The 25,927-nt window shown below is 69.3% G+C and carries 19 protein-coding genes and 2 pseudogenes; 8 read left to right on the top strand and 13 right to left on the bottom strand.

From position 1 onward, the window contains the following. Positions 1–66: 66 nt before the first annotated feature. From OG507_RS37545 to OG507_RS37535, 3 genes and pseudogenes are all read left to right on the top strand, one after another. Positions 67–2,117: pseudogene (locus tag OG507_RS37545) on the top strand (xanthine dehydrogenase family protein molybdopterin-binding subunit). Positions 2,118–2,188: 71 nt separating this feature from the next. Further along, positions 2,189–3,172, top strand: coding sequence for an XdhC family protein (locus OG507_RS37540; protein WP_327371566.1), 984 nt, complete (start codon positions 2,189–2,191; stop codon positions 3,170–3,172). A 306-nt stretch (positions 3,173–3,478) separates the two neighbouring features. Next, positions 3,479–4,018: a 2'-5' RNA ligase family protein gene (locus tag OG507_RS37535; protein ID WP_327371565.1), complete on the top strand. Its 540-nt coding sequence runs from the start codon at positions 3,479–3,481 to the stop codon at positions 4,016–4,018. Positions 4,019–4,345: 327 nt separating this feature from the next. Here OG507_RS37535 and mmsB read toward each other — a convergent pair whose 3' ends face one another. From mmsB to OG507_RS37505, 6 genes are all read right to left on the bottom strand, one after another. Continuing rightward, the gene (mmsB, locus tag OG507_RS37530) at positions 4,346–5,602 is read right to left on the bottom strand and encodes a multiple monosaccharide ABC transporter permease (RefSeq protein ID WP_327371564.1); all 1,257 of its coding nucleotides are present in this window, start codon (positions 5,600–5,602) and stop codon (positions 4,346–4,348) included. A 4-nt stretch (positions 5,603–5,606) separates the two neighbouring features. Then, positions 5,607–7,148, bottom strand: a complete 1,542-nt coding sequence (gene mmsA, locus OG507_RS37525) for a multiple monosaccharide ABC transporter ATP-binding protein (protein WP_327371563.1) — start codon at positions 7,146–7,148, stop codon at positions 5,607–5,609. A gap of 82 nt (positions 7,149–7,230) precedes the next feature. Then, positions 7,231–8,334: a multiple monosaccharide ABC transporter substrate-binding protein gene (gene chvE / locus OG507_RS37520; protein WP_327371562.1), complete on the bottom strand. Its 1,104-nt coding sequence runs from the start codon at positions 8,332–8,334 to the stop codon at positions 7,231–7,233. Positions 8,335–8,391: 57 nt separating this feature from the next. Further along, positions 8,392–9,357 carry a hypothetical protein gene (locus OG507_RS37515; protein ID WP_327371561.1) on the bottom strand — a complete coding sequence of 322 codons (966 nt, stop codon included), beginning with the start codon at positions 9,355–9,357 and terminating at the stop codon, positions 8,392–8,394. Between the two features lie 202 nt (positions 9,358–9,559). After that, positions 9,560–10,615, bottom strand: coding sequence for a zinc-dependent alcohol dehydrogenase (locus OG507_RS37510; protein ID WP_327371560.1), 1,056 nt, complete (start codon positions 10,613–10,615; stop codon positions 9,560–9,562). Further along, a complete protein-coding gene (locus tag OG507_RS37505) occupies positions 10,612–11,766 on the bottom strand; it encodes a mandelate racemase/muconate lactonizing enzyme family protein (RefSeq protein WP_327371559.1) in 1,155 nt (384 codons plus the stop codon). Before OG507_RS37505 ends, OG507_RS37510 begins: the two co-directional genes overlap by 4 nt. Before the next feature lie 216 nt (positions 11,767–11,982). On the opposite strand from OG507_RS37505, the gene OG507_RS37500 reads away from it, so the two are divergent. Together OG507_RS37500 and OG507_RS37495 are read left to right on the top strand one after the other, a co-directional pair. Further along, positions 11,983–12,759, top strand: a complete 777-nt coding sequence (locus OG507_RS37500; RefSeq protein WP_327371558.1) for an IclR family transcriptional regulator — start codon at positions 11,983–11,985, stop codon at positions 12,757–12,759. Continuing rightward, the gene (locus OG507_RS37495) at positions 12,756–13,604 is read left to right on the top strand and encodes an SMP-30/gluconolactonase/LRE family protein (protein WP_327371557.1); all 849 of its coding nucleotides are present in this window, start codon (positions 12,756–12,758) and stop codon (positions 13,602–13,604) included. The genes OG507_RS37500 and OG507_RS37495 overlap by 4 nt, the downstream gene beginning before the upstream one ends. A gap of 19 nt (positions 13,605–13,623) precedes the next feature. Here the strand turns inward: OG507_RS37495 and OG507_RS37490 are convergent, their stop codons facing one another. Further along, a complete protein-coding gene (locus OG507_RS37490; protein WP_327371556.1) occupies positions 13,624–14,538 on the bottom strand; it encodes an AraC family transcriptional regulator in 915 nt (304 codons plus the stop codon). Between the two features lie 62 nt (positions 14,539–14,600). Here OG507_RS37490 and OG507_RS37485 point away from each other — a divergent pair, with 62 nt between their 5' ends. Next, positions 14,601–15,608 (top strand): SDR family NAD(P)-dependent oxidoreductase, encoded by a 1,008-nt coding sequence (locus OG507_RS37485; RefSeq protein ID WP_327371555.1) that lies wholly within the window; start codon positions 14,601–14,603, stop codon positions 15,606–15,608. A gap of 81 nt (positions 15,609–15,689) precedes the next feature. Here the strand turns inward: OG507_RS37485 and OG507_RS37480 are convergent, their stop codons facing one another. The 4 genes and pseudogenes from OG507_RS37480 to OG507_RS37465 all read right to left on the bottom strand — a co-directional run bounded on the left by OG507_RS37480 (position 15,690) and on the right by OG507_RS37465 (position 18,837). Then, the gene (locus OG507_RS37480) at positions 15,690–16,418 is read right to left on the bottom strand and encodes an SDR family NAD(P)-dependent oxidoreductase (protein ID WP_327371554.1); all 729 of its coding nucleotides are present in this window, start codon (positions 16,416–16,418) and stop codon (positions 15,690–15,692) included. Next, a complete protein-coding gene (locus tag OG507_RS37475) occupies positions 16,361–16,528 on the bottom strand; it encodes a hypothetical protein (RefSeq protein ID WP_327371553.1) in 168 nt (55 codons plus the stop codon). The genes OG507_RS37480 and OG507_RS37475 overlap by 58 nt, the downstream gene beginning before the upstream one ends. A gap of 153 nt (positions 16,529–16,681) precedes the next feature. Beyond that, positions 16,682–17,854, bottom strand: a complete 1,173-nt coding sequence (locus tag OG507_RS37470; RefSeq protein WP_327371552.1) for an XdhC family protein — start codon at positions 17,852–17,854, stop codon at positions 16,682–16,684. 332 nt (positions 17,855–18,186) lie between these two features. After that, positions 18,187–18,837, bottom strand: a pseudogene (locus OG507_RS37465) (FMN-dependent NADH-azoreductase). Positions 18,838–18,960: 123 nt separating this feature from the next. Between OG507_RS37465 and OG507_RS37460 the strand changes: the two are divergent. Next, on the top strand, positions 18,961–19,332 hold the full coding sequence (locus OG507_RS37460; protein ID WP_327371551.1) for a winged helix-turn-helix transcriptional regulator: 372 nt from the start codon (positions 18,961–18,963) through the stop codon (positions 19,330–19,332). A gap of 50 nt (positions 19,333–19,382) precedes the next feature. Here OG507_RS37460 and OG507_RS37455 read toward each other — a convergent pair whose 3' ends face one another. After that, positions 19,383–20,564 (bottom strand): HupE/UreJ family protein, encoded by a 1,182-nt coding sequence (locus OG507_RS37455; RefSeq protein WP_327371550.1) that lies wholly within the window; start codon positions 20,562–20,564, stop codon positions 19,383–19,385. 117 nt (positions 20,565–20,681) lie between these two features. After that, the gene (locus OG507_RS37450) at positions 20,682–24,572 is read right to left on the bottom strand and encodes a metallophosphoesterase (RefSeq protein ID WP_327371549.1); all 3,891 of its coding nucleotides are present in this window, start codon (positions 24,570–24,572) and stop codon (positions 20,682–20,684) included. 505 nt (positions 24,573–25,077) lie between these two features. On the opposite strand from OG507_RS37450, the gene OG507_RS37445 reads away from it, so the two are divergent. Continuing rightward, positions 25,078–25,872, top strand: a complete 795-nt coding sequence (locus tag OG507_RS37445; protein WP_327371548.1) for an SDR family NAD(P)-dependent oxidoreductase — start codon at positions 25,078–25,080, stop codon at positions 25,870–25,872. The last annotated feature ends 55 nt before the right edge of the window (positions 25,873–25,927 follow it).

Here is a 25,927-nt window from a genome sequence, read left to right as displayed (position 1 = left end):
CCGGCACCAGCCGGACACCAGGCCCCCCGGCCGAACACCGCCGGGACGTCCGCGCGGTCGGCCCGCATGAGTGAACCGCCGCTGGGAGCCATCGGCATGGCACGGCCCCGGGTGGAGGGTACGGCCAAGGTCACCGGCGCGGTGCGCTCCGCCGCAGACGAGCCGATGAGCGAGCCGGCGCACGGCTGGGTCGTCACCTCCACGGTGACCCGCGGACGTATCCGCGACATCAACACCTCCGCCGCGCTTGCCATGCCGGGCGTGCTGGGCGTGCTCGACCACAACAACGCACCCCGGCTCAACCTGGATGCAGGATCGTTCACTCCGGCCGGCCGATTGCGCTGGTGGTGGCGCAGACGGCGGAGCAGGCCCGGTCGGCGGCCATGGCACTGCGGGTGACATATGAAGAGGAACCGCACGACGTCGACTTCTCACTCGATCACCCGGCCGCCCGGCCGGCGACGGCGTTCTTCGGCGAGGACGCCACCGTCGGTGACGTGGAGATGGAGATGGCCGCGAGTACGGTGGTCGTCGACGAGCGCTACGTCACCCCCGAGGCGCACGGCGCCGCCATGGAGCCGCACTCCGCGACCGTCTGGTGGGAAGGCGAGCGCCTGCAGGTCGTCGACTCCAACCAGGGGCCCTTCCTGGTCGCCATGACGGTGGCCACGCTGTTCCGCCTCGACCCGAAGCAGGTGCGCGTCCGGTCTCCGCACGTCGGTGGCGGCTTCGGGTCCAAATCGGGGGGCTGCGGCCCTCAACTGGTCCTGGCGGTGATGGCCGCGACGATGTTCAACCGCGCCGTGCGCGTCACCCTGACCCGGAGTCAGATGTTTCAGACGGTCTCGATGCGGCCGGCGACCGACCAGCGCGTGCGGATCGGGGCCGATGCCCACGGCCGGCTGCGCGCCATCGATCACACAGCGGCCTTCGAAGTCTCAAATCTCGCGGATTACCTCAAGAACTGCACCGAGCTCTCCAACACGCTCTATGCGGCACGGGCGATCCGCACCCGGCGCACCGCAGTCCCCGTCGACATCCTGCCGCCGTACTCGGTGCGCGGGCCCGGCGCGACACCCGGCTCGTTCGCGCTCGAATCCGCCATGGACGAGGTGGCGGAGCGATTGCGCATGGACCCCCTTGAGCTTCGGCTGCGCAACGAGCCCCGCGTCGGCCCCGTGTCCGGCCTGCCGTTCAGCCGCCGTAACCTCGTCACCTGCCTGAGAGAGGGTGCTCGCCGGTTCGGCTGGGCCACACGCGACTGCCGGCCGCGGACGCGCAGCGACGGACACCTGCTCGTCGGAACCGGGATGGCGGCTACGTCATTTTCCGCGGGGGCACTGCCCTCGACTGCGGCGATCACCGCCGAGGCGGACGGGGACTTCACCGTGGCCATCGGCGCCAGCGACATCGGCACGGGCGCACGCACCGCGTTGACCGTGGTGGCGGCCGAGGCGCTGCGGGTGGATCCCGAACGGATACGGCTGCTGATCGCGGACAGCGACCTCGGTCCCGCGTGGAGTGCCGGCGGATCCCGGGGCACGACGTCCTGGTCCTGGGCGATCACCGGAGCCGCGGCAAAGCTGCGCCCCCAGCTGGCAGGCGCCACGCTGCCGCTGACCGTCTCGTTCGACACCACCGAGTCGCTCGGTGCGCTGCCCGCCATGGAACGGCATTCCTACAGTGCCGTGTTCTGCGAAGCTGCCGTCGATCCGGCGACCGGCGAGTTGCGTGTGCGGCGGCTGTTGGGCACGTTCGCCGTGGGCCGCGTGATCAACCCGCCGCTCGCACGCAGTCAGCTCGTCGGGGGCATGATCATGGGGTTGTCGATGGCCCTGCACGAAGAAGGCATCCGGGATCCGGCCACCGGCCGCCACGTCAACGGGGACTTCGCCAGCTACCACATCGCCGCACACGCCGACATCCCCGACATCGAAGCCGACTTCGTACCCGACTACGAACCGGGCGACCCCTCCGGCATCAAGGGTGTCGGCGAAATCGGCACCGTCGGCACCGCCGCCGCGATCGCGAACGCCGTCTGGCACGCCACCGGCCGCCGCCACCGAACCCTGCCCATCCGTCCGGACCGAGTGCTTGAGGAACCGCCTCTGCGGTGAGCATCCGCAAGAACGGGCTCCCGGACCGCTGCCGTCACCGCCCCGGCACGGGGTCTGAACAGGAGGAACGCGTGCTACGCGAGGTATGGCCCTTCGTCGACGACCACCGTCGGGCGGGCCGACCCGTCGTGCTGGCCCGGCTGGTGGGCCGCGACGGCCCGGGATCACGGCCGCTCGGCGCCACCATGGCCGCCGCCGAGGACGGTACGTGGCGCGGCTCACTGTCGGGCGGCTGCGTCGAGGGCATCGTCCTGGACACGGCCCGCGCCGTGCTCGCAGGGGCCGCGCCGCATGTGACCGCGGTATCGCCCGGGGACGAGCTCCTGCCCTGGGAGGACACTCCCCTCTGCGCCGGCGAGCTGCGCGTCCTCATCACGCCCGCGCCGCCCGAGCCGGTGCACACCGCCATCACCACGGCCCTGGCCGAAGACCGTCCGCTCACCGTGCGGGTCGGACTGAGGCCACCCCACCGCTGGTCGACGGCAGCCACGGCCGACCAACTGCCCGACATGGGCCCCGCGTTCACCGAGGAACTGACGGCTCGGCCGCGGCTGCTGCTGGTCGGCGCGACAGATCTCGCCGCAGTCCTGGCCACCCTGGCCGGGACCTTGCACCGCAAGGTCGTCGTCCTCGACCCCCGGCCCGGGCATGTCGCCTCCGGGGCCTTCACCGGCACCGCCGACGTCGTCCGTGCCTGGCCCGACGAGTGGATCGCCCGGCATCCGCTCGGCATACGCGACGCGGTCGTCACACTCAGCCATGACCCGCGCATCGACGACCGCGCTCTTCGCGCCGCTCTGGCAGGCCCCACCGGGTACGTCGCCGCGCTCGGCAGCAGGGCCACCCACGCGCAACGTCTGCGGCGCTTGGCCGACGCGCCCGGACTGGACCGGCTGACCGGCCCGGCGGGCCTCGATCCCGGCGGAGCGTCGCTCGCCGGGAGCGCCCTGTCGATCCTCGCCGAGATCGTCGCGGTGGACAACGGCCGCGGCGGGCGCCGCCTGCGCGACGGCGATCTGCCCATCCGGTCCGCGACGGTCGCAGCGCACACCTAGGCCTTTCGTTTGGATCTTGCCGGGCCCGCGTGCCCCGGCACCGCGCCTCGCCGCGTTGTCGTCAGTCGCCATGGCGCCGGAATGCGTTGAGGCACTTCTGCCTTCCTGGGCGAGCTTGTTCAAGGAGACTGGTGCCGGCTGTCTACGTGGACCGCGAGCCCAAGTAGGCGTTCCAGTCGCGGGCGGCCCAACGGGTCCGCTGCAGGGCGGATGTGATGCTGATGCCCAGCGTTCGGAGATCGGTCGTGATCGTTCGGCGGAAAAGGAGCCGTGCTGTCTGCGGCACAGGTGACACCATGCGGTGTCATGGCAGATGACAGCACCAGTGCGTTTCAGGCGGGCCAGACGGCGCTCATCGTCCGGATCCCGGAGGCGGAGCCGTCCGTCCGCGGGTGGCGCGAACGGCTCGACCCCTCAGCCCGGGCCGGGGTTCCAGCCCACGTCACCGTGCTTTTCCCGTTCCTCGATGAGAGCCGAACAGATGCGCTCGTCCACTCCGCTCTCGCGGACGTGCTGGGCGGCCACCAGGCCTTTGACCTGCGGTTCGAGAAGTGTGGACGGCTCCCGGAAGTGCTGTATCTCGCCCCCGAGCCGGACACGCGGTTGCGGCAACTCACGGAGGCGATCGCTGATCGTTGGCCTGAGGCTCCGCCGTATGGCGGCCGGTTTGCCGAGATCGTGCCGCACCTGACCATCGCTCAAAGTCAGGAAGACGCCGTCCTGGAGGAGATCGAGGCCGACCTCGCCGACAGGCTCCCGTTCACGTCTCACATCGCGTCGGTTGAACTGATGGTGCACGACGGCGTGAAGTGGCAAGAGAGGGCGTCGTTCGCACTCGGAGAGTGAAGCAGGTCACGAGCTCCTGCTGGTCCAGCCATCCGGGGCCGGCGATTATCCCTCACAGGAGTTGCCGCTGCCACCTCGCCGTATCCCGTTCCTGCGGAAGGTCAGCAGGTCGGAGGTATTCCACTCACGACCTGCATCCGTCCCTCCACAGCGACGGCGCGCCGGATGTCGAGCCGCCGCTCTCGCCCGCCAGGTTCCGGTGTGCGGTGGTGAACGTGCCGAGCGTGGTCGCGGAGAGTGCCGCCGCGGCCGCCGCCACCGTGCGTCAGCTCGTTTACATGTGCGGCTCCAGTAGGGGGAGTTGGGTATTGGGTACTTCTGGGGGACCTACGAACCGGCCTTGCGCTTGTTCCACACGTCGAAGCCGACCGCCGCGAGCAGGACGAGGCCCTTGATGACCTGTTGCCAGTCCGTGCCGACGCCGACGAGGTTCATGCCGTTGTTGAGCACACCGAGGACCAGGCCGCCGATGATCGCGCCGAGGACGGTGCCGACGCCGCCGCTCATGGAGGCACCGCCGATGAACGAGGCGGCGATCGCTTCGAGTTCGAAGTTGGTGCCCGCCTTGGGGGAGGCGGCGTTGAAGCGGGCCGCGAAGACCAGCCCGGCGAGGGCGGCCATCATGCCCATGTTCAGGAAGACCAGGAAGGTGACCTTCCTGTCCTTGACGCCGGACAGCTTGGCCGCGGGAAGATTGCCACCGATCGCGTAGACATGGCGACCGATCACCGCGTTGCGCATCACATAGCCGAAGCCGACGACCAGGACGGCCAGCATCAGCAGGACCACGGGGGCGCCCTTGTAGCTGGCGAGCAGCAAGGTGGCCGTCAGCAGAGCGGCGACCAGGGCGACCAGCTTGAGCGCGAACATCTTCGCGGGCAGCACATCCAGCGCGAATTCCTGCTGTCGCCCACGGTCGCGCATCTCCTGGATGACGATGAACGCGATCAGGGCGAGGCCGAGCAGCAGCGTGAGGTTGTGGTAGTTGGTGTCTGGTCCGACCTCCGGGAGGAAGCCGTTGGCAATGGTCTGCATGCCCTTGGGGAAGGGGCCGAGTGTCTGCCCCTTCAGGACGATCTCGGTGACACCCCGGAAGAGCAGCATCCCGGCCAGCGTGACGATGAACGAGGGTATGCCGACGTACGCGATGAAGAAGCCCTGCATCGCGCCCGCGGCCGCGCCGAGGGCCAGGCACAGCACGACGGCGATCGGCCAGGACACATGATGCTGCACCATGAGCACGGCTGCGACCGCGCCGACGCAGGCGGTGAGCGAGCCGACCGACAGGTCGATGTGGCCCGAGATGATGACGAGCATCATGCCGATCGCGAGGATCAGGATGTAGCTGTTCTGCAGCACCAGGTTGGACACATTGCGCGGGAGCAGCAGGTCGCCGCCCGTCCACACGGTGAACAGGGCCACGATCAACCCGAGCGCGATCAGCATGCCGTACTGCCGCATATTGCGGCGCAGGCCGTTGAGGACCAGGCCGAGCAGGCCGCCCCCGGTCTTGCCGTCACCGGCGCCGTCACCGGACGGAAGCGGGGCGTCCGCCGGAGTCCTGGCCGTCAGATCCGTACTCATCCTGCTACCTCTTGTCCTTCGTCATCTGACGCATCAGCACTTCTTGCGTGGCCTCCGCCCGCGGCACCTCACCGGTCAGCCGGCCGGCGGACATCGTGTAGATGCGGTCGCACATGCCGAGCAGTTCGGGGAGTTCCGAGGAGATGAAGACGACTGCCTTGCCCTGGGCGGCTAGCTTGTCGATCACTGTGTAGATCTCGTACTTGGCGCCCACGTCGATACCGCGGGTCGGCTCGTCCAGGATCAGGACGTCGGGGCCCGCGAAGATCCATTTGCTGAGGACGACCTTCTGCTGATTGCCGCCCGAGAGCTTGCCGACCGGCTCGGCGACCGTCGGGGCCTTGATGTTCATGCTTTGGCGGTAGCCCTCGGCGACCTGCCGCTCCGCGTGCTCGTCGACGATGCCGCGCCTGGCGACTTTGCCGAGGGCGCTGAGCGAGATGTTGCGGCCGATCGTGTCGATGAGGTTCAGCCCGTAGTGCTTGCGATCCTCGGTGACGTACGCGATCCCGTGCCGCACCGCTTCGGGGACGGTCCTGGTACGGATCTCCTTGCCGTCCTTGAGGACGGTGCCGCCCGCGTAACGCCCGTATGTGCGCCCGAAAACGCTCATCGCGAGCTCGGTGCGGCCCGCGCCCATGAGCCCGGCGATGCCCACGATCTCGCCGCGGCGCACATTCAGCGAGACGTCGTCGACGACCTTGCGGTGCTGGTCGATCGGGTGGTGCACCGTCCAGCCGCGGATCTCCAGGGCCGGTGCCGTGCCGTGATCCGGCTGGTTCGGGGTGCGTTCGGGGAAGCGGTGGTCGAGGTCACGGCCGACCATGCCGCTGATGATCCGCTCCTCGGTGGTCTCCGGGGCCTTCACATCCAGGGTCTCGATGGAGCGCCCGTCGCGGAGGATGGTCACGGAGTCGGCGACCCGGGCGATCTCGTTCAGCTTGTGCGAAATGATGATCGAGGCGATGCCGTGGTCCTTCAACTCCAGGATGAGATCGAGGAGTTTCCCGCTGTCCTCGTCGTTCAGAGCCGCTGTCGGCTCGTCGAGGATCAGCAGTTTCACCTCCTTGGACAGCGCCTTCGCGATCTCCACGAGTTGCTGCTTGCCCACGCCGATGTCGGCGACCCGGGTCTGCGGATGCTCGTCGAGGCCGACCCGGCGCAGCAGCTGCGAGGCGTGCCGCAGTGTCTCGCGCCAGCTGATCACGCCGCGCACGGCGTGCTCATTGCCGAGGAAGATGTTCTCCGCGAGGGAGAGATAGGGCACCAGGGCGAGTTCCTGGTGGATGATCACGATGCCGCGCTGCTCGCTCGCCCTGATGTCCTTGAACCGGCACGGCTCGCCGTGGAAGAGGATGTCCCCTTCGTAACTGCCGTGCGGATGGACGCCGGAGAGGACCTTCATCAGGGTCGACTTGCCGGCGCCGTTCTCCCCGCAGATGGCATGGACCTCGCCCGGGCGAACGGCCAGGGTGACGTCCGAGAGCGCCCTGACTCCGGGGAAGGTCTTGACGATCGAGCGCATTTCCAGGACGGGTCGCGCCATGGTCGTGCCTTTCTCTGTCGCTGATGGGGGCTCCCCGGCCCGGGCGCAGAGGCCCGGAGCGCGGGGAGGCGGACTGCGCCGGTTACTTGAGGTCGCTCTCCTTGTAGTAACCGGTGTCGATCAGCTCCTTCTTGTAGTTGTCCTTGTCGACGCTGACCGGGTCGAGCAGATAGGCGGGGACGACCTTCGCGCCGTTGTCGTACGACTTCGTGTCGTTGGTCTCCGGCTTCTCGCCCTTGAGAGCAGCGTCGACCATGCCGGTGGCGACCTCGGCGAGACGGCGCAGGTCCTTGTACACGGTCTGCCGCTGCTCGCCCGCGATGATCGACTTCACCGAGGCGACCTCGGCGTCCTGCCCGGTGACGACCGGCCACGGCTTGGACCCGGTCCCGTAGCTGTCGCCGCGGAGCGCGGAAAGAATGCCGATGGAGATGCCGTCGTAGGGCGAGAGCACCGCGTCCACGCGCTTGGATCCGCCGTACGAGGAAGTCAGCAGGTCGTCCATGCGCCGCTGGGCGGTGCCGCCGTCCCAGCGCAGGGTGGTGACCTGGTTGAGCTCGGTCTGGTGGGACTGGACGACGAGCTGCTTCTTGTCGATGTACGGCTGCAGGACCTTCATCGCGCCGCTGAAGAAGTAGCGGGTGTTGTTGTCGTCGTTGGAGCCGGCGAACAGCTCGATGTTGAACGGGCCCTTCTCGCCCTTGTCCAGGCCGAGTTGGTCGATGATGTACGTGCCCTGCAGCCTGCCGACCTTCTCGTTGTCGAAGGACGCGTAGTAGTCGACGTGCTCCGAGTTGAGGATCAGGCGGTCGTAGGAGATCACCGGGATATCGGCGTCGGCGGCCTGCTGCAGGACGTTGTCCAGGGACTTGTTGTCGATGGCCGCGATGACCAGCGCGTCCACGCCCTGGGTGATCATGTTCTCGATCTGCGAGACCTGTTGGTCCGGATCGTCCTCGCCGAAAGCGAGCTTCGTCCTGTAGCCCTTGGCCTTGAGGTCCTTGACGACGTTGTTGCCGTCGGAGATCCAGCGCTCGGACGACTTGGTCGGCATCGCGATGCCGATCGTGGCGTCCTTGGTTTCCTTCTTCGTCTCGCTGCCGCCCGAGCTGTCCTGGCCACAGGCGGTCAGGGAGAGGCTGAGGGCGAAGCATGCTGCGGCGGCTGCCGCGGTGCGTATGCGCATGATCAGGAGTCCTTCTCGATGTCGTCGCCTGAAGCGTTGTCGGCGTTGTCAGCGTTTTCAGAGGGATTGGGTCGTGAAGCGGTTCAGCGTGCCGGGCAGGCGGGAGCCGAGCGGCGACATGCCGCCGTCCGCTCCGTGCCGGGCCAGCAGATCGAGGGCGAGACGGCCACGGCGGACGCGCTCGCGGGCGGTGTCGAGAGTGAGATCGCGCAGATGCGCCCCATAGGGGTAGATCCCGGACGTCTTCGACAGGCCGAACTTCAGGTACATGGGTGCGCCGCGCCGGATCAGCTCGGCGATCTCGTACATCCGCACATAGCCGCCGAGGTCGTCCGGCGCTTCGACATACATGTCCATCGGCGCGGCGGAGACCCGGCGGATCTCGGTGAGATGGGCGAGCGTGAGGTCGGAGGGGACGTTGAGCGAGTCGGCGCCGAGCTGCTCGAACACGGCGTACGAGGCGGGGTTCACGGGTCCGATCAGTGCGGAGACCTTGAGCGTGGTGTCGGCCGGGACGACGCCTGCCAGCCGTGCCCGGTGGAGCGCCCAGAGCACGCCCTCGTCCGCGACGAGCAGGCACTTGACGCCCAACTGCGTTGCACGTACGGCGTCTTCGACGCATCCGGCGAGCGCGTCGTGGCCACGGGCGCGCAGCCCGGCGCCGTGCGAGTCGGTGCGCACGGATGCGCCGGTGTCCCAGGTGCCGCGGGGGCCGGTGAAGAGGCACAGCTCGATGTCGCGCTCGCCGGCCGCCTCCACCATCTCGGTGATCTCGGAGTCGGACAGCATCCAGACGCCGCTGCCCTGGCTGATCCGGTGGATCGGTACATCCAGGCGCGAGCTCTCCTTGAGTACGACGGACAGCGCCTCGGGGCCCTCCACCGAGGGGATCTCGGTGCGCCAGCTGCCGCCGTCGGGGAAGGAATGCGCGGAGGCGTCGGCCGGGTCCAGGACGGGTATGGAATGGCCGATGCGGGCCAGTGCGTCGGCGCCGGGGCGGCGGGGTGAGGGCTGGACGATCACGGGACTCCCATGTTCGATATTTCGGACGACGTTCGAGTTGATGGGTGCACGGCGGTACGCGGCCTGTCAGGCGGCTGCATACCGCCGTACGGTCAGAGGTCTGTCCGGCGGGGCGGACCCGGTGGAGACGGCTGGAGACAACGGCGGCTGTGCGGCGGAGCGGATCCGTTCAGCTGGCCGGAAGCCGTCCGGCCGCTCGGGTTCAGGGGCGAAGCAGCACCTTCCCGGTGCTCGGATCACCGCCGCCGACCAGTGCGATGGCCTCGTCGAACCGCTCCAGCGGGAACTCGTGGGTGATCAGCGGTGCGGGATCGAGCAGTCCGAGGCCGAAGGCCCGCACCGCGTCCGACCAGGCGGACGAGGAGGCGCCGAAGACGCTGCGGATCTCCAGTTGGCTCAGCGAGAGGTGCACCGGGTCGATGCCGGTGGCTCCCGGTGTGAACATTCCGGTGAGCACCACCCGGCCGCCCCGGCGCGCGAGGAGGCAGGAGGAGGCGGCCGTGGTCGGCGCCCCCGCGGTCTCGACGACCAGGTCGAATCGGCCCCGCGCCATGTCCCCGGCAGCTTCCGGCGACAGGCTCTCGCTCGCCCCGAACCGCCGTGCCTGCTCGCCGCGTTCGGCCCGCGGGTCGATCACGGTCAGCACGGCGGGCGAGCAGGCGGCGAGCAACTGGACCGCGAGCAGTCCGAGGGTGCCCGCACCGACCACGGCGATCCGCTCGCCGGGGCCGGGGCGACCGGCCCGCACCGCCGCGGCGATCACCGCGGCCGGTTCGAGGAGGGCCGCGGCACGCAGGTCGGCGTCGTCGTCGAGCGGGTGCAGCAGGCGTGCGGGCACGGTCAGCCAGTCGGCGAACGCGCCCGGCTCGGTGAACCCGGTCTCGGCGTACCCGCCGGTGCACAGGCTCGTCTCCCCGTACCGGCAGCGCTCGCAGATCCCGCAGGCCCGGAACCCCTCGGCGACGGTCTTGCGGCCGACCAGCGCGGGGTCGACTCCCTCGCCGACCGCCTCGACGGTCCCGGACCACTCGTGCCCGGGGACCACGGGATAGCTGACATAGGAGGCGTCGCGATGCCCGGCGTAGACCTCGCGGTCGCTCAGGCAGATACCCGCGGCAGCCACCCGAACCAGGACCTCACCGGCCCCGGGAACCGGCAACTCGCCGAACACCAGACGGTGTTCGCCGGGACGCTCGATGACCAGGGAACGGTTGCCCCCGCCGGGGAGGCGGATCGCTTCGCTCGGGGCGTGGCTCACTTGGGTGCCCTCTGCTCCCAGCCGTCGGCCCACAGATCGAATCGGGCCTTCTGCTGCGGAAACTCGGCCGCCGCGTCCACATCGAACTCGACACCGAGCCCGGGAGCGTGCGACACCTCGAAGCATCCGGTCTCCGGGTTGACCTGGGGCGCGCCCTTGACCACCTTCTTGATCTCCGCGTCCGCGAAGTCGTTGAAGTGCTCCAGGATCTTGAAGTTCGGGGTGCAGGCGGCCAGTTGGAGCGATGCGGCGGTGAGCACCGAGCCGCCGACGTTGTGCGGTGCGACCAGCACGTAATGCGTCTCGGCGGTCGCTGCCAGCTTGCGGGTCTCCAGGATGCCGCCGATGTGCCCGACGTCCGGCTGGATGATGTCGGCGGCCTGCGACTCGAAGAGCTCCCGGAATTCGATCCGGTCGTGGATCCGTTCACCGGTCGCCACCGGGATGTCCACCTTCGAGGCGACCTTCTCCAAGGCCCTGAGGTTCTCCGGCGGCACCGGCTCCTCCAGCCAGGCGGGCTTGAACGGCGCCAGCTCGCGGGCGAGCCGCACCGCCGTCGAGGGGCTGAACCGCCCGTGCATCTCCAGCATCAGCTCGGCGTCGGGGCCGATCGCGTCGCGTACCGCCTCGATCAGCGAGACGGCGTACCGGGTCTCCTCGGTGCCGAGCTCGAAGTGCCCGGTCCCGAACGGGTCGATCTTCAACGCACGGTAGCCGCGCGCCATGACCTCCTGGGCCGCCTTGTGGTAGGCCTCCGGGGTGCGCTCGGTCGTGTACCAGCCGTTGGCGTACGCCTTGACCTCGTCGGTCACCAGGCCGCCGAGCAGCTGCCACACCGGTACACCGAGGGCCTTGCCCTTGATGTCCCAGCACGCCATCTCGACGACCGCGATGCCGGACATGACGATCTCGCCGGCCCGCCCGTAGTCGCCGTATTTCATGCGGCGTACGAGATCCTCCACGGCGAACGGGTCGGAACCGGCTATGTGGTTCGCCTCGGCCTCGCGGAGATAGCCGATCAACGCGTCGGTGCGGCCGAGCATGCGGGTCTCACCGACCCCGGTGAGACCCTCGTCGGTGTGAACGAGGACGTAGCTGAGATTGCGCCAGGGGGTCCCGACGACGTGAGTACTGATTCCCGTGATGCGCACGGCAGTTGCCCCTAGAGTCCGGATCCGGTCGTTCGAAATTTCGTCACACGTTCGAAATGTTGGCGTGACCGTATTCAGGCCGTCCGGTGAGTGTCAATGGGGTGCGCGGCAATCGTTTCCGCAGGGCCATTGCCCGGCGAACGGCGCCGTGACTAGCCTGTGTGCGTAATATCGATCAGCGACCGGGATTTCGAACAACAGGGGTGGGTGATGGTCATGGGACGTCTTGTCCCGGCGGTGAACAGAGCGCTGGACATACTCGAACTGTTTCTGGAGGGTGACGGAACCCTCTCCGCGCCGGACATCACGCGCAAGCTCCAACTGCCCCGCACCACGGTGCACGAGCTGGTCACGACGCTGACGGCCCGCTCCTATCTGGTGGCGGTCCCCGAACAGCCGGGCCGCTATCGCCTCGGCGTGCGCAACTACCAGCTGGGCAGCTGGTACGCGGAACGGCTCGACCTCGCCGCCGAAGGCCGGCGGGTGGCCCATGAGGTCGCCGAGACGTGCGACGAGACGGTCCATGTCGCGATCCTCGAGGATCTGGACGTCATCTACATCGCCAAGGTCGACTCGACCCATGCGGTCCGCATGGTCTCGGCGGCGGGACGCAGGCTCCCGGCGCACTGCACGTCGGTCGGCAAGATGCTCCTCGCCGCGCTCCCGGCCGACGAGTTGGACCTCCGGTTCGAGGAGGAGGGCGATCTGGCCGCGATGACCGAGAACAGCATCACCGATCCCGACGAACTGCGCGCCGCCCTTGCCGAGATCCGCGTGCGTGGCATCGCCACCGAACACCGCGAGTCGAATCCGGACGTGAGCTGCGTGGCCGCGCCCGTGCGCGACCGCTCGGGTCGCGTCGTCGCCGCCCTGTCCATCTCGGTCCCCGTGATCCGCTGGTCGAAGGAGCGCGAGGCCGAACTCGCCGAGCTGGCCGCCAAGGGCGCGGGCGAGCTCTCCGTGAGCCTCGGCCACCGCGGCGGCACCCGGTGACGGCGGTCGAGGTCGCGGTCAGGGAGTCGGCCGCACTGGGTGAGGGCCCCACCTGGGACCCGGTGACCGAGCGGCTGATCTGGGTGGACATCCTGGGATCGCGTATCCACACGTACGAGCCGGGCAGCGGCCGCCGTACCGTGCTGGCCACCGAGCAGCACGTCGGCGCGGCCAAGCCACGCGAGTCCGGCGGCCTGGTGGTCAACCTCCGCGACGGCGTCGCTCTGTACGACGCGGACGGCGCGTTCTCCTGGCTCGTGCGCGACCCCGTACCCGGCCGCCGCGGCAATGACGCGGCCGTCGCGCCCGACGGCTCCCTGTGGGCCGGCACCATGCGCTACGACGAGCGGACCGGCGGCGGCAACCTCTCCCGCATCGCCCCCGACGGCACCACCACCGAGCTGTTCCCCGCCGTGTCCGTCAGCAACGGCACCGGCTGGAGCCCGGACGGGAGCCTCGTCTACTACATCGACACCCCCACCCGCCGCATCGACGTGTGCCGGATGGACGGCGGACTTCCCGTCGACCGGAGCCCCTTCGCCACCATCGAGGAGGGGGCCGGGTTCCCGGACGGCCTGACCGTCGACGCCGACGGCTGCGTGTGGGTCGCTCTGTGGGACGGTGCCCAACTGCGCCGCTACACCCCGGACGGAGACCTCGACCGCACCCTCGGCCTCCCGGTCCGCCGCCCCACCGCCTGTGCCTTCGGCGGCCCGGGCCTGCGCGACCTCTACATCAGCACCGCCCGCACCGGCCTGTCCCGGCCACACCCGCTGTCGGGCTCGCTGCTGGTGGTACCGGATGCCGGGGAGGGGCTGCCCGGCATCGCCTTCGGGACTGCCTGACCGCCGCGCCGGCGTGGCTTCACACAGAGCCCAAGTGCCTGCGGTAGTCGCGGGGTGACAGCCCCATGGCCCTCTTGAACGCGACGCTGAGCGCGCTTTCGGATCCGTATCCGACGGTGTGTGCGATGACGGCGACCGTTGTGGTGCTCTGTCGCAGCTGACGAGCCGCGAGTTCGATACGCCATCGCCTGAGGTACTCAAGTGGCCCTTGGCCGATCGTGTCCTTGAAACGCGCGGCGAGAGTGGACCGGGACACCGCGCCGGATCGCGCCAGTTCGGCCACGGTCCACGGACGTGCCGGATCGTCGTGGATGGCGGTCAGGGCCGCGGCCACCGCGGGATCGGCAAGACCGGCCAGCCACCCCGACACGGCCCGGGGCTCGCGCGCGAGGTGGAGGCGCAGCACATGGACGAGCATGACGACGGCGAGATGCTCCGCCACCAGCGTGGAGGCCAGGGGTCTGTGCAGCAACTCGTCACCGATGGCGGTCAGCGCCCACTCCACGGTCCTCGCCTGGCGGGTACCGGCGGGCACGTGGATGACCGGGGGCAGCGCGTCGAGGAGCAGTTCCTGGGCGCGGGCGCCGAAGGAGAAGCTGCCGCCGATGAGCATCACGTCGTCACCGTCACCCGTCCTGGCAACGCCGCTCTCGGCCCTCGCGAAGACCGGGCCCGCCTCGATCGGTTCCGCCTCGGGGCCGCTGCTCAGCGTGAACCGCCGGGGACGGGTGAGGAGATAGCAGTCGCCCTGTGACAGGGCGACCGGCTCGTCCGCCCCTTCGACCTGGAGATGGCAGGCCCCGCGCCGGACGACGTTGAACTTCACTCCGGACGGTGCGTTGAATCGCAGGGCCCACTGTCCTCCCGCCACCAGACTCGTGGACAGATGACTTCGCGTCTCCAGCAGAGCCAGGACGTCCTCCAGCGGATCCATGATCGACCCTCTCGGACGGAGACTAAAGTACCGTGGACGATAAATTATAGATCGTCCACCCCATGGGCCGTAGCGTCGATCCGGACAGCACTCTTCCGGAAAGGCCCGCCGTGCAGACCAACCCGCTCCTCGCAACCCCCTTCGATCACCACGCCACCGCCGCGGAGGTCATCGACGGCGTGGATCTCACCGGACGCCACGCCGTGGTCACGGGCGGCGGCTCGGGCATCGGCGCCGAGACCGTCCGGGCGCTCGCCGCCGCCGGTGCGCATGTCACGGTCGCCACCCGCCGTCCGGAGGCCGCCGAGCCGCTCGCCCGCGAGCTCTCCGCCCTCAGTGGCGGGGGCCAGGTGCGGGCCGCGGCTCTCGACCTGTCCGATCCGGCGTCCGTCGACGCCTTCGCGCGGGCGTGGCACGGCCCGCTCGACATCCTCGTCGCCAACGCCGGGATCATGGCCCTTCCCACCCGGACTCTCACTCCCCAGGGCTGGGAGATGCAGCTCGCCACCAACTTCCTCGGGCACTTCGCCCTCGCCACCGGCCTCTACGCACCGCTCCGGGACGCCGGCTCGGCCCGCATCGTGGTCGTCAGTTCCGGAGCCCATCTCAGCGTTCCCTTCGACTTCGACGACCCGCACTTCGCACAGCGCCCTTACGACCCCTGGGTGGCCTACGGGCAGTCCAAGTCCGCCGATGTCCTCTTCGCGGTGGGTGCCCGCCGCTGGGCAGCCGACGGAATCACGGCGAACGCGCTCAACCCCGGGTACATCCTCACCAACCTGCAGCGCCATCTCGACGACGACACCATGCGTGCCTTCGGTGTCATGGACAGCGAGGGGAACCTGACGCCGCTGCCGTACTACAAGACCCCCGCGGAGGGGGCCGCGACATCCGTGCTGCTGGCCGCGTCACCGCTGCTGAACGGTGTGACCGGCCGCTACTTCGAGGACAACCAGGAGGCACGGGTCGTTGCGGGCAACGAGGGGGAGGACGGTGGCGTGGCCGCCCACGCTCTGGACCTTCGGTCGGCGGACCGGCTGTGGGAATACGCTGCCGACGCCATGCGGTGAGGTCCGGCCCGGCGGTGCGTTCCGCCGTGCGGTCGGCTGATGGTCCGGGTTTCTCGCGCGGTCGGCGTGAATGCGGATCGGTCAGGTGGTGGCGTCATAACCGGTGGACAGAGCCAGCTGACGCCACTGCGCGAGTTCGTCGGCCACCGAAGCGAGCTTGGCCTCGACACGGGCGACGCAGTCCGCGCCGAGCTGGAGACGGAGCGGGGGCTGCTCGGCCTGCGCGAGCTCGACGATGGCGGCGGCGGCCTTGACCGGATCGCCGGGTTGGGCGTGGCTTGTCTGCCGGGCCCAGTCGCGGGTACGTCCCGCTGATTCGGCGTAGTCCTCGATCGTCCGGCCGGTGTCGTGCAGAGAGCTGCTGTCGAGGAAGTCGGTGCGAAAGACGCCTGGCTCCACGACTGTTGTGAAAATGCCCAGCGGGAGAAGTTCGGCCCGCATGGCCTCACTGATGCCCTCTACCGCGAACTTGGTGCCGGCGTAGATACCCCATCCGGCGCCGGCGGCGAACCCGCCGACCGAGCTGATGTTGATCACACGTCCGGATCGCCGACCGCGCAGAACGGGGAGCACGGCCCGGCTGACGGACAGCAGTCCGAAGACGTTGGTGTCGAACACCGAGTGGACCTCGTCCGCGGAGGCTTCCTCCACCGCGCCGAGCAGGCCCCGGCCCGCATTATTGACCAGCACATCGATGCGGCCGAAACGCTCCACCGCGGCCGCAACGGCTGCCTGCACCTGGGATTCGTCGGTCACGTCGACGGCGACCGCGAGAAGCCGGTCGCCCGCGTCGGGCAGCGCCCTGTGCACTGCTTCGGGTTGCGGGCGGTGGCGACGACGGCGTTCCCGGTCTCCAGCGCCCTGCGGGCGATCTCCAGGCCGAAGCCGCGGGATACTCCCGTGATGAACCAAACCTGCATGACAGCCTCCAGTTCAACGGTTCACACGCCCGGCGGGGCGTGATGTCTGCGAGAAATCGACGTACCGCCGTGACATGGGCCCCTCTCCCCGGCGTTCAGCACGCGCGGCAAGCGTCGGTTGCTTCGGTCGTGTGGCTCCTCGGACCGGGTCGATCAGCGAGCACCGGTGGTCGGTACCGGCTGTTGCAGTACGGGCGGCGCGGGGGCAGCCATCGCGTCGCGGTGAATCGGAGTGCGCGTACTCGTCAGCGGCCGACCTGTACCGCCCTGGCGATCGGCGACGAACTCGGCAACGATCGACAGAGCGGTCTCCTCCGGTGTGCGCGCGCCGAGATCCAGACCGATCGGCGAGTGCAACCGGTTCAGCTCGCGGTCGGTGACGCCGGCTTCGCGCAGTCGTCGCGTGCGGTCCTCGTGCGTGCGCCGGGATCCCATGGCCCCCACATAGGCAACCGGTAGCTTCAGTGCGCGTTGGAGCAGCGGTACATCGAACTTGGCATCGTGCGTGAGCACACACAGCACCGTACGGCCGTCGACCTGAGCCGTCTCCAAGTAGCGGTGCGGCCAGTCGATGACCACGTCGTCCGCTTCCGGGAAACGGGCCCTGGTGGCGAACACCGGTCGTGCGTCACACACGGTGACGTGGTAGCCGAGGAACTTGCCCAGCCGTACCAGCGCCGCCGCGAAATCGATCGCGCCGAAGACGATCAGGCGCGGGGGCGGGGCGTTGGATTCGACCAGCAGTGTGAGCGGCTGACGGCAGTGGGCCCCGTCTCCCCCCACCACGACTGTCCCGGTGCGTCCCGCATCGAGCATGGCCCGCGCCTGGGCCGCTGCGGCCCGGGCCGGTTCGAGCCGGTCGCTCAGCGTTCCCTCGAACGAGCCATCGGGCCTGACCACCAGCCCCTTGCTCATCAGCTCGGCAGGTCCGTCGACAACGAGGGCCAGCGCAAACGTCTCACCGGAGCAGGCAGCGGATACGGCGGAGGCGAACACGTCCCGTCCCGGCACACCGGCACTAACCGGCGTGACCAGGATGTCGATCACGCCACCGCAGGTCAGGCCGACGGCGAAGGCGTCTTCATCGCTGTAGCCAAAACGCTCCAGGACGGGTTCGCCGTCGTTCAGCGCCTGTCGGCACAGCTCGTACACCGCTCCCTCCACACAGCCGCCGGAGACCGAGCCGATGACCGTTCCCTCGCCGTTCACGGCGAGGGCGGCGCCAGGTCCGCGGGGTGCGCTCCCGGCGACCGCAACAACCGTTGCCACGGCGAAGTCGTGTCCCTGCTCGACCCACCGGTGCAGTTCTCCGGCGATATCCAGCATGTGTCTCCTCAGGGCTGTTGCACTGCGTGAGGACCGGCGCCCGGGCCGTGGTGGGCAGGGAGCGGATGCGTCGTCCCGTGGCGTGGAAGACCGCGTTGCCGATGGCCGCCACCAGTCCGACCAGTCCGACCTCACCAACTCCCGTGACGCGTGCGTCGACCTGGCCGGAGAGGGAAGCGCCGTTCACATTGAGCGTGATGTCGACCTTCGGCAGCTCGGGAGGCGACCGGCCTGACCCTGATGATAGGGATTGCCCCTTCAGACCGCGACCGCTCTGCTCCGGCGCCCCAGAAAACAGGGCGCCGGACGGCGGTCTCCTCGTCGCTGCCCGGTCAGGCGGCCAGGCGTTCGGCGAGCTGCTTGGCCTTCGCGGACGCGTCCTCGAAGGCGCGGTCGCGGGAGGCTTCGAAGAGCGGGACCAGCTCGGCCATCGCCGGGTTGTGCGGGGCCATGGTGAGTTCCGGGACTATGAAGTCGAGGTCGAGGCCGAGGGTGTCGGCAAGGATGGCCTGCAGGTAGTTCTGCACGTACTCGAAGGGCTCCCTCGGCGTGCCCGGCGCGTAGGAGCCGCCGCGGCTGGCGACGACCGTGACCGGGGTGCCCTTGGCGGAAGGGGCCTCACCGGCGGTGCGGCCGAAGAGGATGACGTTGTCCAGCCACGCCTTGAGGGTCGAGGGGATCGTGTAGTTGTACATCGGGGCGCCGATCAGCACGGCGTCCGCCTGCTCCACCTCCTCGATCAGCTTGACGCGCCCGGCGAAGGCGACGGCCTGCTCGGAGGTGTGGGCAGCCGGGTCGGCGAAACCTGCGGTGTGGGCGTAGGCGGTGATGTGCGGGACGGGGTCGGCGGCGAGGTCGCGGTAGATCACGGTGCCGTCGGGGTGCTGCTCCTACCAGGCCTTGCGGAAGGCGTCCGTGACGGCGCGGGACGAGGACGCCTCGCTCGGGAAGACCGACGAGTCGATGTGCAGCAGGGTGGCCATGCGCTTCTCCATCAGAGCGTGCCTGAGACGAATCGCCAGGGGCTAAATTCCTGTAGCTGACTATTGATAACATATGAGCTTACTTTTTTTCATCCCCGCACGGCGGGGTAGTACCCTGAGGGCATGACGGACACGCAGAGCCACGACACAGGGGCATGCAAGCGGGTGGACGATGGCATCACCCGGGTCTTCCAGCTGCTGGGAAAGCGCTGGACCGGACCGATCGTGGCCGTACTGGTGGAGCAGCCCGCGTACTTCGCCGACTTGTGCAGGGCGATTCCCGGCATCAGCGAGCGCATGCTGTCCGACCGGCTGAGCGAGCTCGGCGCCGCGGGACTGGTCGTGCGCCAGGTCGACGAGGGGCCGCCGCTGCGGGTCACCTACCGGCTGACGGAGCCGGGAGCCGCGCTCGAACCCGCGCTCCAGGAGCTCGGGGAGTGGGCGAAGACGCACCTGCCGGACACGCAGCCCTGCGTGCCCTCAGCCCAGAAGTAGGGGCCCGACCGCTGGCGCATTCCTCCCGGCCGATGCCGCAGTGGCCCGGGTCAGGCCGCGACCGTCACCCGGTCCCAGAACCAGTACAGGCTGACGATCACGATGGGCACGGTCATCGCGGGCAGGGCCCAGCGGTGTGCGGAAGTCCGGCGCAGGAGTGCCAGTAGCGGGAACACCGCGGCGATGATGCTCAACTGCACCACCTCGATGCCGACGTTGAAGCTCAGCAGCGACAGCAGCAGCTCCCAGGACCAGCTCTCGTCGATGCCGAGCGCGCCCGCGAAGCCCAGGCCGTGGACGAGGCCGAACACGAAGACGGTCGGCAGTCGCCAGCGTCCGGTTCCCTCGCGGTCGCGCAGGATGACGTTGGCGAGCGCCACGGCGGCGATGGAGGCCGCGATGACCGGCTCCACGACCGACCCCGGCACGTTCACCACACCCGTGGCCGCCAGCAGGAACGTGACGCTGTGCGCGGCAGTGAAGGCGGTCGCCGTGAGGACGATGTCGCGCAGGCCGCGGGCGCCGATGAGCAGGGACAGCAGGAAGAGGATGTGGTCGAGGCCGAACAGCAGGTGTTCGGTGCCGAGCAGGAAGAACTCCACGATCTGGTGCGACTCGTGGTGTCCGCGGGTCTCCACGGTCGGTTCAGCGGAGGTCAGGACCTGGGAGCCCCGCTGCCCGTCGATGTCGTAGTGGACGATCGTCTCCGTGCTGTGGACGAAGCTCTCGGCGTCGGGGAACAGGGCGCTGGAGATCGTGTACGTGCCGTCGGTGCCGCCCTTGCAGTCGTAGGCCAGAGTGAGGACGGCGAACGGCCGGGTGCCGCGGGTGCGGACGTCCGCGTCGCCGACGCGGCGGGGCGTGCAGGAGGTCCCGTCTCGGGTGACGGCGAACCGTCCGGTGACGTACTCGTCCACCGCGTCGGCGTTGGTGTCGAGCTGGTGCAGCTGTTCCGCGCGGCCCTTCGCGCCGTACGCCTCGGCGTAGAGCCAGGCCGACTTCATGAGCAGGTCGTATTCGAGGTCGAGGGTCGCCTCCACACGGCCTCCGGCGCCCTCCACCTCGACGTACGCGGTGGAGGTCGCGTCGTGCGCGGCGGCCGGGGCCGGGTGGGCGAAGCCCGCGGCGAGCACGGCCACCAGGGCCGCGACGGTGGTGAGGAGCGCGGCGGGCAGCCGGGACGGCCAGGAGGAGTGCGGGGGCGTCGGCAGGGGCAAGGGGGCGGGACGCATGGAGGTCTCGGTTCTCGTCGTCGGGGGCCGGGCAGCGGTGGGCCCGCCGCCCCGGACCGATGGGGTCCGGGACGGCGGGCGTGGGTGCCGGACGGGTGGTACCAGCGGGTCAGGCGGTCAGCGCCGGTCCGCGGACGGTGTGAACCACGGGTAGGCGGGCACACCCGGTCCCCAGGTGCCGGGCCGGCCGTGGGCGTCCTTGGTCACGAAGGCGCTCGGCGTGGAGGCGGTCACGCCGCCGCCGGTTGAGCGCGCCGTGACGAACCACGCGTGGGTCGTGCCGGGCTTCAGTCCCTTCCAGGTCACCGAGGCGACCTCACCGGAGTCGGCCTTGGTCCTCCCGATGACGCTCACGGGGTTGTAGAGCGCCAGCGAGTCGGTCGTGAAGGTCGTCTTGCGGGTGCTGAGGTCGATCGGGAGGACCATGTTGTCCTCGGTGCCGTCGTAGCGGTGGTCCGTGTCGTACTCGGTGGCACCGAACTCGTCGAGCAGCGGCGAGTAGGTGTCCACGGTCAGTTCGGACCTGTCGACGTCGAACTGGAGCATCCGGAAGAAGCTCGCACCGAACTGCAGTTGGTCGTCCGGCTGGTAGCCGCCGATCTCGGTGAGTCCGAGCCGGTCCGCGGACACCGTGTAGAACTGGTAGTCCGCGAGCAGCTCGACGACGTCGTGGGACACCTCGCCCACCCGCGGCTTCACGTTGGTGCCGACGCCGTGTTCATGACCGGCGAGGATCAGGAACACGTTCGGGTTGTCCTGGACCACCGTCTTGTACAGCATCGAGCCGTCCGGCGCGGAGAACGGGGCACCGCGTCCGTCGGGGCTGCCGCTCGGGGCGAGATAGTCGTGCGAGAGCAGGATGCCGTTGCGGTCGGGGTAGCGCTTGAAGATCGAGTCGGCCCATTCGGCTTCCTCGCGCGTCACCCCGTAGGACAGGCCGACCACGACGAAGTCGAGGCCGCCCGCGGAGAACAGGTCGTAGTGGTTCTGGTTGTCGCCCGCGCGCCACGGCCCGCCGTACTCGGCGTGCTTCCAGCCCTTCGAGAGCGCCTGGTAGCGCTCGGGCCCGTAGTACTTGTTGTAGATCGCGTCCGGACCGTTCTCGGTGCCCGACTGGTTGTCGTGGTTGCCCGCGATCACACCGTTGGGGACTCCCGCGTCGTCCAGGATCTTCTGCTGTTTCGAGGACAGCTCCAGCTCACCGGTGATCTGGCGCTGGGTGGCCTCGTCGGCGGGCTTGCGGATGTTGTTCTCGATGATGTCGCCGGTGTGGGCGACGTAGGCGATCTTGCGCTTGTCCTTGTTGTCGGCGACCCAGCGCGAGACGTCGCCGTACGCCTTCTCCCAGACCGCGCGCTCCTCGGCCGTCTCCTGCTCCACCGCGCCCTCGGAGAGGTACTGCGTGTCGGTGTAGTGGACGATCGAGAAGTCGTACGAACCGGGGTCGGCGAACTTGTCCGGGTCACCGGCGTCGATGTCGTCGGCGAACGGGTCCTCGCCGGTCACCATGACGTGGACCCGCTGCCGGTCGATGTACTTGCGGTCGACGACGGTGGTCAGGACGGTGTTGCCCCCGGCGACGCCGCGGGCACTGGTCAGGACGTCCCACTGCTTCGTCCGGGTGTTCCACACGCGCAGCGCGGCGAGCCGCTCGGGGTCGATGACGCCCTCCCAGCGCAGCACCGGCGCGTCGACGTGACCCTTCACCTGGACGTCGAAGCGCTGGTACGTGACGTCCTCGGCGGCCGGGGCGTCGAGCGTCCTGCCGTCGGCGGGGGCGAGGCCGTCGGCCTTCACCTTCTTCTCGCCCTTGACCTTGAGCGTCGTGGGAACGGACGCGGCCGTGCCCACGTACACCTGGTCGGGGGTGAGGATCTCGGCCTCGGAGAAGGTGGCGCTCACCGGGCCACCGTCGGGTTCGGCCACCTTCGCCGACAGCCTGACGTCGCGGCCCGCGTCGGTCGTGCCGGACTTCGGGGTGAGGTCGGCGGGGGTGTCCGGGATGCCGGCGGAGGTGAACTTCACCTCGCGGGTGCCGCTGTTGCCGACGCTGTCGGTGCCGGACACCGACAGCGTGTGCTCGCCTGCGGACAGTGCGGGGCCCACGGGGGCGCCGAGCTGGACCGGCTTGCCGTCGAGCTTCACGTCCGGGCCGTTCACCACGCCGGAGAGGTCGTCGAGCCGGACGTCGAGGACGACCGACGCGGTGATCTTCTGGCCTGCGGCGGGGGTGCTGGCGGCGACGCGGGGCGCCGAGTTGTCGGTGAGCAGGACGCGCGTCGCGGTCTTCCCGGTCTGCGACGTCGCGGCCAGGGTGTGCTTGCCGTCGTCGATCTTCGTGGTGTCGAGGTCCGCGCGCAGGCCCTGGGCCGGGCCCTCGACGAAGAACTCGAGGTCGATCTCCGTCAGCGGGTTGACGTTGTCGCCGCAGTTGCCGTCACCGAAGCCGTACGAACCCTTGAGCATCCGGCCGGTGGCGGTGCCGTTCGCCGGGGTGAGGGTGATCTCGGAGACGGCGAAGTCGTCGCGGTTGTCGCCGCACGACGTGGCGAAGGTGCCGGTGACGAAGTCGATCGTGTTCCAGCCGGGGACCAGCCACTCGTTGGGGAAGGTCAGGCCGACGTGCTGACTGACGAAGTCGCTGTCGAGTACGTGCTTCTGACCGTTCACCAGGATGTGGTTCTGGTAGCGGGCCTCGATCGAGTTGCTGCCCACGGTGAAGCCGAGGGTCGCGTTGCCGGATCCGAGGGTGTCGAAGACGCGCACGGCCGGGGCGTCGATCGTGTAGTGGAGTTCCACCTCGCGCAGTCGGGTGTCGCTGCTGCCGCAGGTGCCGTCGCCCAGGGCGTACGCGTCCGCGATGTCCCGGCCCGTGACGGTCGCTCCGTCGAGGGCGAGGGCGAGCTGTGCGATGTCGAAGTCGTCGCGGTTGTTGCCGCAGCTCTCCTTGTACGGGCTGGTGACGACCGTGATGGTGTTGTCGCCGGGCACCAGGTGGCGCGCCGGGATCGCCACGTCGACCCGCTGGCTCACCCAGGTGCCGCCCAGGTCGATGCGCTTGCCGTTGACCAGCAGGTGGTTGTCGTACCGGTCGTCGATCGAGTTCGACCCGACGTCGAAGGAGAAGGTCGCCGCGCCGTTGCCGAGGTGCGGGACGGTGGCGGGCGGTTCACCGTCCACGGTCAGCGACTTGACACCGCCCTCGGCGCCCGCCGGGAAGTTCGTGAAGACCGGCTGCCGGCCCTTCACCAGCGTGCCGTCCTTGGGCAGCAGCCGGGGGGCGCCCGCCGGGGCGTTGTTCACCGTCACGGTGTTCTTGACGGTCTTGCCCGAGGTGGTCGTCGCGGTGAGGGCGTGCTCGCCGTTGGCGAACTTCGTGGTGTCCAGGTCGGCCTTCAGACCGGTGGTGCCCTGCGGGTCGCCCAGGACGAAGAAGCTGAGCGTCGCCTTGGTCAGCAGCGAGGTGTTGGTGCCGCAGCTGCCGTCGCCGAAGGAGTACGTGTACTCGTTCTCCTCGCCGTCCGCGACCTCGCCGAGCAGGTCCAGGCTGATGTCGGACAGCACGAAGTCGTCGTAGTTGGTGCCGCACGAGCTGTCGACCGTGCCGGCCAGGATCTCGATCTTGTTCTCGCCCTTGACCAGGTGCTGGTTCGGGATCTCGATCGTGCCCCGTTCGTTGACGAGGTCCCCGATGTCGGCCCGGTACTTGCCGTTGACCAGCACGTGGTTGTGGTAGCGGGCCTCGGTGGAGTTCGACGCGACGTCGAAGCTGAGCCGGGACACCCCGACCGTCCGCTCGGCGTCGACCGCCTTCCCGTCGACCGCGAGCCCCTTCACGGAGTCGCCGGCCAGCGTCGGCGTGGCCTCGGCCTTCTCCGTGCCCTCCAGATACGCGCCGTCGCCGGGGGTGAGGGTCGGCAGACTCGTGGCGTCGGCCGACTCGCCGTTGCCGGGTGTGTGCTGCTTGGAACCGGTATCGGCGTACGCCGTCGTCAGGTTGCCACTCACGAGGAGGAGCGCGGTGAGAGCCACCCCCACGATCCGTAGTCCGCCCGATCTGCCACCCGGCCGTATTCGCCGCTCTGTTGGCCGCATCAGCAGCCGTCCTTCCTGATCGCCGCAAGGTGAAGGGCACGCCGTGACGATGTACGGCATGCCCATGCCGAATCCTGAGCAGCGCAGGTGAACGGAGCTGAATCACCCGTGAACGAGCAGCGGAAGGATCACTGTCCACGGCCTCGGCCTCCACGTCGGCCGGACAGCGGACAGCGGACAGCGGAGATCACCGATGGGGCGTTCCGTGCGGGAGGCCTGCCCTCACCCTTCGGGGTCTTTCCCGATCCCCTGCACGCGCCGTGCGGCCTCTGCCTGTCCTGGACGCGGAAGGATCAGCGCCGTGAGCCGTCCCGCCGCGGACGTCATGCCACCGCCGTCACCACCGCTCTCGACCGCGGCTACCGCGGGCAGCGGCGACGGGACGTGTCCGCACCCACCACGTGACTGAGGAGAAACCGTGCTCATCGATCTCACCGGCAGGACCGCACTCGTCACCGGATCCACGCAAGGCATCGGTTTCGCCATTGCGGCGGGGCTGGCCGGGGCCGGGGCCCGCGTGGCCGTCAACGGACGCCGTCGGCAGTCGGTCGACGATGCCATCGAGAAACTGCGGCAGCAGACGGACCGTGACGCCTTCATCGCCGCGCCCGGCGACATCACCGCCGAGGACGGCGCCCGGCAGGTCACCGAAGCGGTCCCGGACGTCGACGTCCTGGTCAACAATCTGGGCATCTTCGGGGCGGTCCCTGCCCTGGAGATCAGCGACGAGGCATGGCGCCGGTACTTCGACGTGAACGTCCTGTCCGCCATCAGGATGATCCGCGCCTACTTCCCGGCCATGAAGGACCGCTCCTGGGGGCGGGTCCTGAACATCGCGAGCGAATCGGCTGTGGTCATCCCGGTGGAGATGATCCACTACGGCATGTCGAAGACCGCGCTGCTCGCTGTCACACGGGGGTTCGCCAAGGACGCCGCGGGTACCGGAGTCACCGTCAACTCGATCCTCGCCGGACCGACCCACACCGGCGGCGTCGAGGACTTCGTGTACGAACTCGTCGGCCCCGGTCTTCCCTGGGACGAGGCGCAGCGGGAGTTCATGGCCAAGCACCGGCCCCAGTCGATCCTGCAGCGGCTGATCGAACCGGAGGAGATCGCGAACATGGCGGTCTATCTCAGCTCGGACCTCGCATCCGCCACGACCGGCGGGGCCGTGCGCGCGGACGGTGGATGTATCGACTCCATCCTCCCCTGAGAGGTCACGGCAATGCGGTCGTCGCCGGTGCGGCGCCGCCCCACGGGGGTAGGGG

Source organism: Streptomyces sp. NBC_01217 (genome assembly GCF_035994185.1).
Classification (GTDB): Bacteria; Actinomycetota; Actinomycetes; order Streptomycetales; family Streptomycetaceae; genus Streptomyces.
This window is presented reverse-complemented; position numbering and strand designations above follow the sequence as displayed.